The 15,183-nt window shown below is 27.5% G+C and carries 11 protein-coding genes; 9 read left to right on the top strand and 2 right to left on the bottom strand.

The features are described from left to right. Positions 1-392 precede the first annotated feature (392 nt). From NL43_RS07265 to NL43_RS07255, 3 genes are read left to right on the top strand one after another with little or no spacing between them, the layout of a single operon-like run. Positions 393-1,262, top strand: coding sequence for an amino acid ABC transporter substrate-binding protein (locus NL43_RS07265; RefSeq protein ID WP_069593389.1), 870 nt, complete (start codon positions 393-395; stop codon positions 1,260-1,262). A gap of 19 nt (positions 1,263-1,281) precedes the next feature. Continuing rightward, positions 1,282-1,932 carry an amino acid ABC transporter permease gene (locus NL43_RS07260; RefSeq protein WP_069593388.1) on the top strand — a complete coding sequence of 217 codons (651 nt, stop codon included), beginning with the start codon at positions 1,282-1,284 and terminating at the stop codon, positions 1,930-1,932. A gap of 20 nt (positions 1,933-1,952) precedes the next feature. Next, positions 1,953-2,636 (top strand): amino acid ABC transporter ATP-binding protein, encoded by a 684-nt coding sequence (locus tag NL43_RS07255; RefSeq protein ID WP_069593387.1) that lies wholly within the window; start codon positions 1,953-1,955, stop codon positions 2,634-2,636. A gap of 675 nt (positions 2,637-3,311) precedes the next feature. Here the strand turns inward: NL43_RS07255 and NL43_RS07250 are convergent. Then, a complete protein-coding gene (locus tag NL43_RS07250) occupies positions 3,312-4,169 on the bottom strand; it encodes a type II restriction endonuclease (protein ID WP_084790459.1) in 858 nt (285 codons plus the stop codon). A gap of 14 nt (positions 4,170-4,183) precedes the next feature. Then, positions 4,184-4,678, bottom strand: a complete 495-nt coding sequence (locus NL43_RS07245; protein ID WP_069593386.1) for a Dam family site-specific DNA-(adenine-N6)-methyltransferase — start codon at positions 4,676-4,678, stop codon at positions 4,184-4,186. 75 nt (positions 4,679-4,753) lie between these two features. Here NL43_RS07245 and NL43_RS07240 point away from each other — a divergent pair, with 75 nt between their 5' ends. The 6 genes from NL43_RS07240 to NL43_RS07210 all read left to right on the top strand — a co-directional run bounded on the left by NL43_RS07240 (position 4,754) and on the right by NL43_RS07210 (position 14,783). Further along, positions 4,754-5,230: a DNA adenine methylase gene (locus NL43_RS07240; protein ID WP_069593385.1), complete on the top strand. Its 477-nt coding sequence runs from the start codon at positions 4,754-4,756 to the stop codon at positions 5,228-5,230. A 156-nt stretch (positions 5,231-5,386) separates the two neighbouring features. Continuing rightward, the gene (locus NL43_RS07235; RefSeq protein ID WP_241776238.1) at positions 5,387-6,745 is read left to right on the top strand and encodes a hypothetical protein; all 1,359 of its coding nucleotides are present in this window, start codon (positions 5,387-5,389) and stop codon (positions 6,743-6,745) included. 5 nt (positions 6,746-6,750) lie between these two features. Further along, positions 6,751-8,544 carry a DUF2357 domain-containing protein gene (locus NL43_RS07230; protein WP_069593383.1) on the top strand — a complete coding sequence of 598 codons (1,794 nt, stop codon included), beginning with the start codon at positions 6,751-6,753 and terminating at the stop codon, positions 8,542-8,544. Between the two features lie 331 nt (positions 8,545-8,875). Continuing rightward, positions 8,876-9,718, top strand: a complete 843-nt coding sequence (locus NL43_RS07220) for a TM2 domain-containing protein (protein ID WP_143741338.1) — start codon at positions 8,876-8,878, stop codon at positions 9,716-9,718. Positions 9,719-9,809: 91 nt separating this feature from the next. Next, the gene (locus NL43_RS07215) at positions 9,810-10,613 is read left to right on the top strand and encodes a hypothetical protein (protein ID WP_143741337.1); all 804 of its coding nucleotides are present in this window, start codon (positions 9,810-9,812) and stop codon (positions 10,611-10,613) included. A gap of 225 nt (positions 10,614-10,838) precedes the next feature. Further along, the gene (locus tag NL43_RS07210; protein WP_084790458.1) at positions 10,839-14,783 is read left to right on the top strand and encodes an Ig-like domain-containing protein; all 3,945 of its coding nucleotides are present in this window, start codon (positions 10,839-10,841) and stop codon (positions 14,781-14,783) included. Positions 14,784-15,183 lie beyond the last annotated feature (400 nt).

The following is a 15,183-nucleotide window of genomic DNA, read 5'->3' as shown; positions in this document are numbered from 1 at the left end:
AAAAAATATAAATACATAAATCCACTCATGATAAAATATCTTATAAACAAAGGAGTTAAAAGAACCAAAATTCTAAAATACTGTCGAGAAAAAAACTACATCATAGCAGCAGAACTATAAAAACTTAAAAATATACTAAATATTAATCAATAAGGCTATATGTCTTGAGTGATATTTGGTATTCTTCCTCATTTTTTTCTAAATATGAACTAATTATAATACATCATGATTTTTTGTTATCAATTTAATTAATAATATATATTTTGATTGACATATTGTATAATGTACATTAACTATTTTCTACATGATGATGGTTTTGTCCATGTGATTTTTGTGGATTTGTTAAATGTTTAAAATTTTTTTTAAAAATTAAATTATATGGTGTATATATAATGGATAAGAAGATAGGAGTAATCGCCGCAGTAATTGTAATCATAGTAGCAATACTTGGTTTATTTGGTGCAGGTGTAATAAGCACTGATGGTGTTACTGGTAGTTCTAGTAATGCTTCAGCAGCAGATAATGATGATAATACATTAGTAGTTGGATTTGATGCAAATTTCCCACCTTATGGATTTAAAGGAGATAATGGGGAATATACTGGTTTTGATTTAGATTTAGCACAAGAGGTTTGTGATAGAAATAATTGGACTCTTTCAAAACAACCTATTGACTGGAATAGTAAAGATAGTGAATTAAATTCTGGTACAATTGATTGTATATGGAATGGATTTACTATTAATGGAAGAGAAGATCAATACACATGGACTGAACCTTATATTAACAATCAACAAGTAGTTGTTGTTAAAAAAAGTGCTAATATTAATTCTTTAGCTGATTTAAGTGGTAAAATTGTGGAAGCACAAGAAGATTCCTCAGCACTTGCAGCACTAGAAGATAATAAAACATTAACAGATACCTTCCAAAACCTTGCACAAATTGCAGAATATAACACTGCATTTATGGACTTAGATAGTGGTGCATGTGATGCTATAGCAATGGATATAGGAGTAGCACAATACCAAATTAACAGTAGAAACTCTGATGAATACATGATTATTAATGAAACAATTTCATCCGAGCAATATGGTATAGGATTTAAGAAAGGAAACACAGAACTTAGAGATACTGTACAAAAAACATTAAATGAAATGTATGAAGATGGAACAATCGCAAAAATTGCAGCAAAATATGATAGCTATGGTGTTCCAGGATCCCTTTGTATGGGAAACAACACAACTGTTGTAAACTCAACTGAATAAATTTCATGGAGATTAATTAATGTTATTCAGTACAGTCTTAAGTGAGCTAATTGGAGGAATGATTACATCAATCGAAATCTTCCTCCTAACTCTACTTTTTGCACTACCACTAGGACTAGTAGTAGCATGGGGAAGAATGAGTTCATTCTCACCAATCAGATGGTTAATGAAGATATACATCTCAATAATGAGAGGAACACCTCTTATGCTACAATTAATAGTAGTATTCTTTGGACCATACTATGTCTTTGGAATGCAAGTATCAAGTAGCTTCAGAATAATATCTGTAATAATTGCATTTACACTAAACTATGCAGCATACTTTGCAGAAATATACCGTGGAGGAATAGAATCCATACCAAAAGGACAATATGAAGCAGCACAAGTACTTGGATATTCAAATATGGAAACATTCTTTATTATAATACTACCACAAGTAATAAAAACAGTACTACCATCAATAACAAATGAGGTAATAGTACTCGTAAAAGACACATCACTATCATTTGTAATAGCAGTACCAGAAATGTTCACAGTAGCAAAACAAATAGCAGCAGCAGAAGCATCAATAACAACACTATTTATTGCAGGAGCATTCTACTATATATTCAACATAATAGTAGCATTTGTAATGGAATACATAGAAAAAAGACTAGCATACTATGAATAAAAAAAGGGGGAGTGTAAAATATGAGCTTACTAGAAGTAAAAAACCTCAAAAAAAGCTTTGATGACAACGAAGTACTAAAAGATATAAACTTCACAGTAGACAAAGGAGAAGTACTAGTAATAATCGGACCATCAGGCAGTGGAAAATCAACAGTACTACGATGTCTAACAGGACTTGAAGAAAAAAATGATGGAGAAATAAACTTTAATGGAACATCAGGACTAGTATTTCAAAACTTCAACCTATTCCCACACCACAATGTACTAAAAAACATAACAAACGCACCAATCAGAGTACAAAAAAGAGATAAAACAGAAGCAATAAATGAAGCAAGACAACTACTCAAAAAAATGGGACTAGAAGACAAAGAAACAGCATACCCATCACAACTATCAGGAGGACAACAACAAAGAGTATCAATAGCAAGAGCATTAGCAATGAATCCAGACATACTATACTTTGACGAACCAACAAGTGCACTAGATCCTGAAATAACAGGAGAAGTACTTAAAGTAATCAAACAACTAGCACAAGAAAACATGACAATGATAATAGTAACCCATGAAATGAACTTCGCAAAAAACGTGGCAGACAAAATCATATTCATGGACCAAGGATACATAATAGAACAAGGAACACCTGATGAAATATTCAACTCTAACAACCAAAGAATGAAAGACTTCCTAGGAAAATTCCAAGACTAAAAAAAATAAACACATAACCACCAAAACCCCACCTTATTTCATTTTTCATAAAACAAATTTAATTAAAAAAAAATTAACCCACTAATAAAATAAAAGGTTAATCATGACACAAACTAACAATAAACACAATTATACAATAAACAATATTTAATAAAATAAATCAAAAACTATAAAAAAACATAAACTATAAATATGATGAAAGTAATATAATAATCATGAGGGATAGAACTTAAATAATAGAATTGATTATAAAAAAACTAAATTATATAGAAAAAAGGGGTATTAACCAAATTCAAAAATTAACTTTTGATAAACAAGAACAATACTTCAATTAGAGGATAAAAAGTTTTTTTTGGCTAGATTTATGAACTAATAAACAGACGACAAAAAAAGATGTAATACAGTTTAAAAAATAAGAATTATCAAAAAAAAAATATTTTTTAAATTAGAATTTACAATTAAAACGGATAATCTTAAGACAAAAAAAAGTAACTTCTATATAAATTTAAAAAATTAATCAAAACTATTTAACATATAAAAAAAAATTAAATAATCAAAGAAATTAGATTATATTCATCATGTTAACTAAGTTCTATCCCTCTCTTTTTATAAAAAAAACACATACTTATTTTCCTGAATTCAATAAATTAAAGAGTATTATTATATACATTATATTTAAAGATCTAATAATATATCAATAGTTTTTGAAAGCATTGAATAATTTATAATATAATCAATTGTTTCCATTCCATTTTTAATAGTTTTTTTCATTTTTTTCCATCCAATACCATCAGTAATCCATAAAAACTTCACATTGGTTTTATCTACTTCTTTTTGTAATTCTTTGTATGCATTAGTAACTTCAATAGGTTTACTTCCAGTACTACTATAAAAATTACATTCAATAATTATTAATTGTTTATTGTTTAGGCTAATAATAAAATCAGCACGTTTTACTCGGATAATACCTTCAACCATTTCTTGAACTTTAATTTCATATGGCGTATTTTCAAGTTTTTCTTTTAATTTTTCTTCAATAATACTTTCAAAGATAGTTCCACTACGATTTTTTCTAGCATTAGAATCTAAGCCAACCTCTGTACCTAGAAGATAAGCATAAAGATCATTAATTTTATTAAATAACTTTAGTAATCCTGTTTTATTAGCAAAATTAACAATTTCATCAGGATTAAATCCATCAGCACTGAAATCATAGGTTTTAAAGGTATCATCAAGAATATATATTTTCTTTTTCTCATCAAACTTACGAATAGCAAGAATTGAAGGTAATATTGGAACAACTTCTGGATAAGTTAGTATAATTTTCTTAAATGTAGATTCTAATTCTTTTTCATCTACTTTACTTAAAGTGTTTAAAATAGATATTTCAATCATATATTCTTTTATTTTATTGAAAACTTTATCCCAATCTACAAAATAATTATATGTATGGTTATTGAATAGTAAATTATTTTGAAAATCTTCATAATACTCTTCAAAATTATTATAACCTAATTGTTTATATTGAACCATTATTTTTTTACTTCCTAATAGTTAGTTACAAGTATTTCATTAATTTCTCCTCTTGAATTACCCTTTGAATTAATACTTCTTTTAGCTTTCACACGTTTTATAGTATATTTAGAATATAAATCATCAAAAAAGTTATCATCAGGATTAGTATTATGAGGATCACTGTTACTTAACATAGCCCAAGCACCTTTTCTAGTAATATTACTAAAATATTGTGCTAATTCTTTTTGATTATCATCATTAAAGTTATTTTCAGAATAACTAGTAAAATTGGATGTTTTACTAAGAGGTCTGTAAGGGGGATCTAAATAAACAAATGAATTCTCATCAATAAACTTTTCTGAGTAGGTATATGTTTTATTTTCAATAGTCACATCTTTTAGAATCTCATGTACATTAGTAATATTCTCCTCATCACAAATTGTAGGATTCTTATATTTACCATAAGGAACATTAAATTCACCTTTACGATTCAATCTAAATAAACCATTGAAACATGTTTTATTCATAAAAACACCCTTTATTTTAAGTAGTTTTCAATGTTATGATAAAAAAAATATAGTATAAGAAAGATAATTTATATCATGCAAGTAGATCTATTTAATAAAAAAATTATTGCCGCAAAACCTTTTATGAAATGGGTTGGAGGTAAACGTCAATTAATAGATATTATTGAATCATGTCTTCCCGAAGAAATATTGAAAAGTGGTGAAATCAAAAATTATTTCGAGCCATTTATAGGGGGAGGTGCTGTATTTTTTTATTTAATGAGTAATTATCATGTTAAAAAAGCATATATTTCTGATATCAATAAAGAATTGATTTTAACATACTATGTTATTAAAAAAGATTATGAAACTCTTATTGATTATTTAAGAGATATTGAAAAGACTTTTTTAAAATTAAATCAAAATGAACGAAAAGATTTTTATTTAAACATTCGTACAAAATTTAATATGAATTTACAGACATATGATTTCAATAAATATTCTGAAGATACAATTGTACGTGCATCACAAACTCTTTTTATGAATAAAACATATGAATCTCATGTTTTTTAGAGGAGTAAAATATTAAATAGAAAAACAGTTATTTTTTAGTTTTAAAACTTCAAGGGGGATTTTTTTATTTCACAAGAAAAATCAGATAAAATAAGTTTTCAACAATATCTACAAAGTAAAGGATATTTCTTTAATCAAGAATTAATTGAAAATTATTTGTTATCATTAAAAGTTAAACCATTTGTAATATTAACTGGAAATTCAGGGACTGGAAAAACAAAACTAGCTCAACTTTTTGCAAATTATGTTTCACATCATGATATAGACGTAATAGTTAATAGAGTTAAAACATCAAATAAAGTAGGTAAATCTGCTACTAGTGGTGGTTGGTCTTTAAATAATGAGGATGTTAAGAAGTTCATACCAATTGATGTTTATCAAAAAGAGTTACCCATTATTGTTGATGGTATAGAAGGTATTGGTAAAATCAATATGAATACACGATTATTTTTTAAGTCTGATGAAATTTATGATAGGCTTAGTAAACTTAGGGATGAAGATCCTAATCAGAAAGTAGATATTGAACTTATTGTTGATTCATTTAATTCTAGAAGTAAATCCAATAATAATTCTAAACAGTATAAGGTTATTCCTGTAGGTTCTAATTGGACTGAAAATAGGAATGTTTTAGGTTTTTATAATGTTATAACTGAGGAATATAATGAAACACCTGCTTATGCTCTTATTAAGAATGCTCAGAAAGATTTAGTTAATCCTTATTTTTTAATTCTTGATGAAATGAATTTATCTCATGTTGAAAGATATTTTGCTGATTTTTTATCTGCTATTGAGAGTAATGAAGCTATTCCCTTATATTCTGGTAATGATTGTGATGATAATTATGAATTAAAACTTCCTGAGAATCTATTTATAATTGGTACAGTTAATGTGGATGAAACAACATATATGTTTTCACCAAAAGTATTAGATAGGGCAAATACTATTGAATTTGATTCAATGAGTGTATCTGATTATATGAATAATGATTTTAAATACAAACAAGTAATGGGTAATATATCTTTTCTTTTAGATCCTCTTCAAGGTATAGAAGTAAGAAGAGCCGATATTCATGTATTACATGACATGTTATGTGATGTTATGGTAGAAAATTCTAGTTTATGGGATGTATTGTCTGATGAATTAAATAAATTACAAGAAATACTTAAACTATCTGGTTTTGACTTCGGTTTTAGAGTTATAAATGAAATTTTGAGATTTATGGTAGTATCATGGATGTATGAGGGTTCTCCAAATAATTGGGGTAGTAATTGGATGAGATATTTTGATGCTCAAATTAAACAAAAAATACTTCCAAAACTTCATGGTTCTGAAAAATCTCTCTCAGAAACATTAAATAAATTATATAAGTTCTGTTTATTTAATGAGTCATTTAATGTGTCTATTAAAAATACGGGGTTAAGTAAGAATGATTATAAGTATTATACATCTGCACTTAAAATTAAAGAAATGTCTAATGTATTGTCTGAACAAAGATATGTTTCATTTATCAATTGATTTTCATGTTTGAACAAAAAATTATAATTCATTTAGTTGATGATTTTGGAAATAAACTGGGTAAATTATCTATTCGTGCTGATTGTTATACTGATTATATTGATAATTATAATGTAATAGATAATCTAGAATTATTTAATATTAATATTGTTGAATATCCTGATACTAAAACACCAATACAATACTGTAGTAATATGGAAAAATACTTTGCTAATCTAATGTTTCTAGAAAATACACAATATCAATTATTATTTGAATCAAAGGATATAAATGCAACATATAATATTCTTTATTCATTAAATAAACAAAACCCCAACTTTTTCAATGAATTCTCATTTAATTTAAGTGATGAAAGTACATATAAATTTGCTGGAACACTTAACTTTAAAAGCTATGTTGGAAAATCATTCATAGATATTCAAAAAAATAATATAAATTCCATACTTATTCCTATTGAAATAAGATCTAAGAAAATAGATTACTTTAATCAATATCCTGCAATGATTGCTGACTTATCAAAATTATCATCTGGTTTAATTTTTGAAGTAAATTCTCCATTATATCAGGAGTTTGAACTAGCTTCTTCCACTAAAAATACATTTTATGAAGATTTTATGTTACTTGAATTTTTATTCCAAGAAGAAAATTTACCATCAATATATGAATATTTAATTAGAAATCCATATTCTCAACTAACTACATCATCTGAACAAGTACCAATTGGAATGTCATCACATATAGAAGTCACTCAACTAAATAACATATTCACGAACATGGATAACTTACAAAAAACACAAAAAACTTTCACAATAGCAAATAAATTAAATGGATATATGCCTCTAACAATTGAAAATATAAGATATATAGATTCAGTTGATAATCCTGAAAACAGATTTTTCAAATACTTCCTTGAAAACATATCAAACATGATCCATGAAATGATAACTACTTGTCCAAGAGGTTATGTTCAAGATAAACTAGTATTATTCCAAGAAGAAGTAGACTATTATTTATCAAATAACTTATTTAAAAACATATCTAACATGGAATACATACCATATAATTCGCAAGTATTACAAAAAAGAGAAGGCTATCGAGATATTCTTGAATATTTTCTAATGTTTGAATTTTCTTTCAGAATAAGTTGGAATGAATTATCTGATAAATTCAAAGGCTTTGAAAAGAAAATGAGTGAATTATATGAATACTGGTGTTATCTTAAATTACTACAAGTACTAAATGATTTAAGTATAAACAAAATCAACTTTGAAAATATATTCAAAATCAATGAAAATAAATGGTCAATCAACATAAAACGAGGTATAACCTCAAAAAACATCTTTAAAATAGAATTCAATAGAAAACTAATAGAAATAACAACCTATTATAACCTATCCTTTTCAAATAAAACCTATTACAAATCATACTCACTAACATTCAAGCCAGACTACACACTAAGAATAAAATACAAAGACAAAGAATACTTCATACACTTTGATGCAAAATATAGGTCAGAACAAGAAATAAATGAATACTACACACCTATAGGTGAAAAAAATGGAAATAAATATAATCTCTTCAAAAAAGATGATGTATATAAAATGCACACATATAAAGACGCAATACTAGAAAGTGAAGGGGCCTATGTATTATATCCAGGAGATGGATTTAAAATATATAAAGTATCAGATTTAATAATACCTTCAGTAGGGGCATTTCCGTTAATTCCAGGAAATGATAGAAATGAAGAAAATTTATCAATATTCCTACAAAAAATACTTCAAAAATTACTAATCTAATTTACAATATCTACAAATAATAATAGAAGCGATGCCTATTATTTCTTCTACTTATTGGAATGTTATTCATGGTCTTACTGTTGCTGGTGTTCATGGGGATTTGGGTGGTTTGCAGGCTGTGTGTAATTTGGGTTGTGATATGGCTTGGTTTTTAAGGGTTAAATGGTGTGGCGTGAATGTTGGTATTGAATTATCTTCTTTGGTGTGTGATGTTCGTACTAATCTTTAATTTATTTTTTTATTTTTAAGTATCTAGTTTTATATATTTGATGGTTATATAGATATTATTAAATATTATTTTAATTATTTTATTGTGAGGTGTATTTTTTTGGTGAAGAAGTGTTTGAATTGTGGTTTTGCTAATGAGGATTCTGCAAATTTTTGTCTTATATGTGGTAATCAGTTAGCTTCTTCTGTGAAGAGTTTTTATGATCAGGATTCTGATTATTATAGTGAGCCTAGAACTATTTATGATAATGATAATGGTAATAATCCCTATGATGATGAGTTTATTGAAAATATTGGTGGTTCTCAAAGTACTGTTGAGGATGACTCTTATTATATGGGTGGTGTTGATGAACCTTCTCAGTATAATATTCCAAGAAGTATTGATGATAATTCCCGTGTTGATGAGGAAAAGGATGTATCTAATGATGCTGAAGATCATGTTAAAGATGAAGTTACAATGGCTGATTATATTGTAAATGAGTATAAATATCGGAAACTTCATGAAAAAGAGGTGGCTAGAGGACAACAGGAAGAGAATGAGTCCTATAGAACATATGATACTCAAAAAAGTGAAACTTCAAATAATAATACGGGAAATACAACTACTGGTTATAGTAATCCTGAGTATAATAACTCTGAATATAATAATGAAAATACATATAATAACACATATCCGGGAGTGAATTCTGGAAAAAGTAAGTTTTTAACATTTTTATGTAGTTTCTTTTTTATTGGTGGAGGTTATATTTATCTTGGAGAATACATGTCTTTTATATTGTTCTTTGCTATTGCAGTACTTTTCACGGGTATTTCTGGTGGTGTATTGAGTATTATTGTATGGTTATATTGTCTCTATGATTGTATGTTAAAAGTTGATTTATATAATAATGGTGAAGATACATCGGATTTATTCTATGGTATAAAAAATCTTATTAGTAATTTCTAAGAATTATAATTTATTTATATGGGAATGTGTATATTTTTTCCATTCATATTACTTTTTTTAGTTATTTTATTGTAGAGGTGTATTTATTTTGGTGAAGAAGTGTTTGAATTGTGGTTTTGATAATAATGATTCAATGGATTTGTGTATTATCTGTGGTAATGAATTATCTAAGTCTATGAATGATAAATCAGAGGATAATCAACAGGAAATGAGTTATACTAGTCAAAGTGATGATAATATAAATACTGGTGAGGAACCTACTTCTAATCAGGGTTATTTTAATCCTGAGTATGATAATGGTAATAGTGATGATAATCAGCAGGTAGTTTCTAGTAGAAATAAGAGTAAGGCTATTGCATTTGTTTGTAGTTTCTTTTTTCCTGGTGGAGGTTATATTTATCTTGGAGAGTTTGGAACATTTGTATTAGTATTTATAATAGTGATGATTTTAGCAGTGCTGTGTGCTCCTTTAATTTATATAATCTGGTTTTATGGTATGTGTGATAGTATTTATAAGGTTGGATTGTATAATGAGGGTAAGGATATTTCAGAGTTTTTACTAGGTCTTAAGCATATATTTGGTGAGGATGGCCAAGATGGTGGGTCTTGGAAAGGTATTCTACTTCTATGTTGTATTGGTATTGTTATTATTGGGTCTATAGGTGTTATGTTTTCTGATGAAAATACGTCACAGGATAGTGGTGAGCATGTTGTGGATAATTCCTATAATTCATCAAGTTCTAGTTCATCAAGTTCTAGTTCCTCTGCTTCTAGTAGTGGTGGTTCTAGTTATTATTATGATGAGGCTGCATATTATGATGAGCCTGTTACTATTTATGATCCTGATGATGGTAATAATCCATATGATAGGGAGTTTATTGAGAATTTACAATAATCTTCTTCTTATTTTTTTTCTAATTTTATTTCGTTTATATTTAAACTATTTAATTTTTATAGTATTTTTTTTAAGTAAATATTTTAACAGTGCTTTATATAACTATTATATAATACTAGTCTACCCAGTTTTCAAGTAAAACTATTTTATGAACAGATAGTATTTGTGGTAGAATTAGTATTTAACATAAAAACTATTATTTTTTTGGGGAGAAATTTCAGAAAAATGTTCGAATATAACACGAAATTGTTCTCTATTCTAGCTTTAATACTAGTATTATTACTAGGAGTATCAGCATGTAGTGCAACAGATGTATCTGATGATACAATAGATACACTAGATGTTGATACAAGTATTACAAGTATGAATAGTGTAAGTGAACAATCAACAACTAATAATAATATAAAAAGTAATATAAAAGAACTTAAAAAAGATTCAGAACCTCTTGTAATTACAAACAAGTCCTATTCAACATATTTTGAAGATGGAATAGCAACGGAAGCACTAAGTGGAGTAAAATCAATTGAATTATCTGGTGAATTCTCAAACAGAAACTTTACATTTGACTCTACAATAAGCATATCTTCTGCATCAACACAAGCAGTTTTACATAATTCCACATTCACCTTTTTAGAAGGTAGTGATGGAAGTGAAGTATATGGACTAGTAATTAATAATACACAATACTCAAAAACTGTATTTGACTTATATGGTGTTGGAGGACTTGTAATAGATGGTAACACAATAATTCAGGAAAATAGTGAAGATAGTACATATGCATTCTGTTTAAATGAATCAAATGGTAATATTATAAGTAATAATATTATAAATGTAACAGGAAAAGCATATAATGTAGATTACAACTATTATGGAACAATGGGAGTTAACAAGTTATCAGCAATACAAGGATACAAGTCAAGCTACAACACAATCACTGCCAACACTATAAACACAAAAGCAAGTAGTAGAGATAGTGATAGTAAAACAGATACAACAATAGGTATAGAATTCTGTACAGATGCATTTAGTTACGATGATGATGAATCAGAGGCAAATATCATAACAGAAAACACATTTAATACTATTGGTCAAACATATGCATACTCATTAAGACTTAATAATAAAATTGAGGAATTTGAAATAACCTCAAATAATATAACTACAAAAGCAGATTATGCATATGGAGTAGAATATGCATATGGAAGTGATGGAGTAATTGCAGACAATAACATAACAGTTAATGCAACAAACATGGCATATGGAATAGTACTAACAACAAATAGTATGGGAACAACAGCAGATGATATAATTGAAAACAATACAATCACAGCTCAAGCAAATACAATCTACATGATAGAAGTATATGGTGCAAGAAGAAGTATTATTAATAATAACACACTAAATGGTACAGGTGCACGTGTAATAGGAGTAGCATCAACATCAAATGCAGTATACAATAACATAACAAGAAACAATATAACAATCACAACAAACAGTAGTATAACTGCTGTAACCAACATGGAACAAATAAGTGCAGATAATAATGGAATAAAACTAGTGAAAGTAGATGATAACAACATAACAGAAAACAATATAACAATCACAGACCTTGCAGGTACAAGTATATACACAATAAATGTAATAGGATCTGATAATAATATCCGCTTAAACACATTAATCACAAATGATAAAACAGGACATAAATCAATAAATGCAAGTACAATAAACAATACAATTGACACAAACTATCCAATAAATCCAGACATGGTAACAATAACAATAACACTACCAGTACTAGAAGTCGGACAAACAGGGGAACTCAGGACAACACTAGTAGATACAGATAACAATATACTACAATATGGTAATGTAACATTCACAGTAGATGAAACAGTTATAGGTCAATCTAGTGTAATAAATGGAACAGCAAAAATACAATACACAGCACAAACTAGTGGAGAACACACAGTAACTGCAACATATACTGGAAATACAGTATATAATGAAGCAAAAATAACTGAAAAACTAACAGTAATACTAGAGAGCACATACAATGGAATAATATATGTATCCATGGATGGAAATGATATAAATGATGGAAGCATTAACAATCCTAAAAAAACACTAGAATCAGCAATATATTCAGCAACAAAAACAGGTGCAAGTCATAGTATAATAATAAAAACTGGAACATACACAATAATAGGACAAAAAATCACTACAAACCTCACAATAACAGGGGAAGAAAACACCATAATAACAGCAGATAATAAAGGAAAAATCTTTGAAGTATCAAGTGGAACACTAACACTAAAAGGTCTTAAATTCATAAATGGAAACTCAACCAATGGTGGAGTAATAAACACTACAACTGATCTTATAATAATAGACTGTGTATTTGAAGATAACTATGCAGATAATTATGGAGGAGCAATAAAAACCAGTACAAACCTAAACATAACAGGTACAACATTCACAAATAACACAGCAAAAACACATGGAGGAGCAATATACTCCACACTACAAACAAATAACACACTATACTCAGATAATAATATATTTAACAAAAACCATGCACTATCACATGGAGGAGCAATATATCTTACAAGCTATGGAAAAGCAGTAATTAACAATACACAATTCACAAATAACAATGCATCATCCCAGGGAGGAGCAATATATTCAGGAGTAAACATAACAATAAATAACACAAAATTCAACTCAAACACTGCAAGTAATGGTGGAGACTTATACTTAAACAAGAAATCAGAAATAACAAATTCCAGTTTCAAAAATACAATAGTAAAAAGTCAAGGAGTAATATATATCTATGGAAACTACAACTACACAATAGAAGATATTCAAATTGATAATACAACAGTATCAACAGGAGTACTATACATAAATGGAATAAACAAGGTAGATATAACAAACATAACAATAAACAACACCAAAGCAACAACCGCATCAATAATATACATAAACAGTGGAAAAAATGTTACAATAACAGATTCACAAATAACAAATAATAATGCAACAAGAAGACTAATCAATGTAAACAACAGACAAACAATACTAAACATAACAAACACAAAACTAGTAAACAACACAGCATACATATTCATAGAAAGCACAGGAACAATAAACATTAAAGACACACACTTTGAAAACAACACAGCAACTAATGAAACAGACTTCTTCAGAAAATATGCAACAACAGCAAACATAACAAGCATAAACAACACATTCACTGGAAATAACCTACCAATAACACTCAAAGCAGACATAACCACAAACTACAAGGCATTAACTGAAAACATGATAACAATAACACTCACAACAAATGAAATATACAACACAACACCAAACACTGGAATAATAAACATAATAGATAACAATGAAGTAGTAGCAACAGCAACAGTAACCGGTGGAGTAGCACAAGTAACATACATACCACAAACAATAGGTACTAAAACATTAGAAATACAATACACTGATGAAACACATAGTTTTATCACAAAAACAATCACAACAGAAGTTACAATAGAACAAGTAACTACAATAATCACAGTAAACCCAGTAAATGCTAGAATAAGTGATATAATCAATATAACTGCAACAATAAATACTGATAGTAACATGCCAGTAAATGGTGGACGAGTAGTATTTAAAGTAAATGGTAAAACACTAAGAGACAGTGATGGAAACATAATATATGTAACAGTCAAAGACTCAAAAGCAGTAATCACAAACTTCACAGTACCAAAATCATGGACTAATCCAGAATATAAGATAAGTGCAGTTTATAGTGGAAATAGTGAATGTATATCATCTAGAAGTAGTAATTCAACACTCACAATAGAAAAACGCAGTGCAAAACTAGAACTTAAGCAAGTAACTGCAAAAGCAGGTCAGACAATTAAATTATCTGTGAAAATAACAGATAATAATGAAAATGTAAATAATGGTAAAGTAGTCTTTAAACTTAATGGTAAAACATTACGTGATGAAAATGGAAATAATATCTATGCAGTAGTAGAAGATAGTGTAGCAACTATTGAATACACACTACCTACAAAGATAGCTGCTAAAAATTACAAATTAACAGCAGTATTTGCTAGTGGTATCTATGAAAGAGTAGATATTAACTCTACATTAACTATTATTTAAATATTATTTTTTTAACTAATAATAAAGGAGAAGGAGGGTTTTATTCCTCATTTTTCTATTTTTATTATAATTTCATTTTTTGTATATCTAATATTTGAAAATTTTTGTGATACTTGAAATTATAATAACTATGATAATTATTATATTATCTTTACTCATTTTTTTTGGGAATATTATTTGAAAATTAAACTTTTCTTTTGTATGTTGTTACTAGTTTTTTATTGAATACACTTATAAATTTAGGTTTTCCTAAAATTATATATGATATTAATATATAATATAATAACAAGGATTATATCCAATCAAAAATGATGATATAATTCAAGATATTATATTTAAAGAAAGAATTAGAAAAATGTTAAAAAAAAGTTTTTAAAACAACATATAAGTGTCCACCCAC

The organism is Methanosphaera sp. WGK6 (assembly GCF_001729965.1).
Taxonomy (GTDB): domain Archaea; phylum Methanobacteriota; class Methanobacteria; order Methanobacteriales; family Methanobacteriaceae; genus Methanosphaera.
The sequence above is the reverse complement of the archived record's forward strand: the minus strand, read 5'-3'. Positions and strand labels throughout refer to the sequence as shown.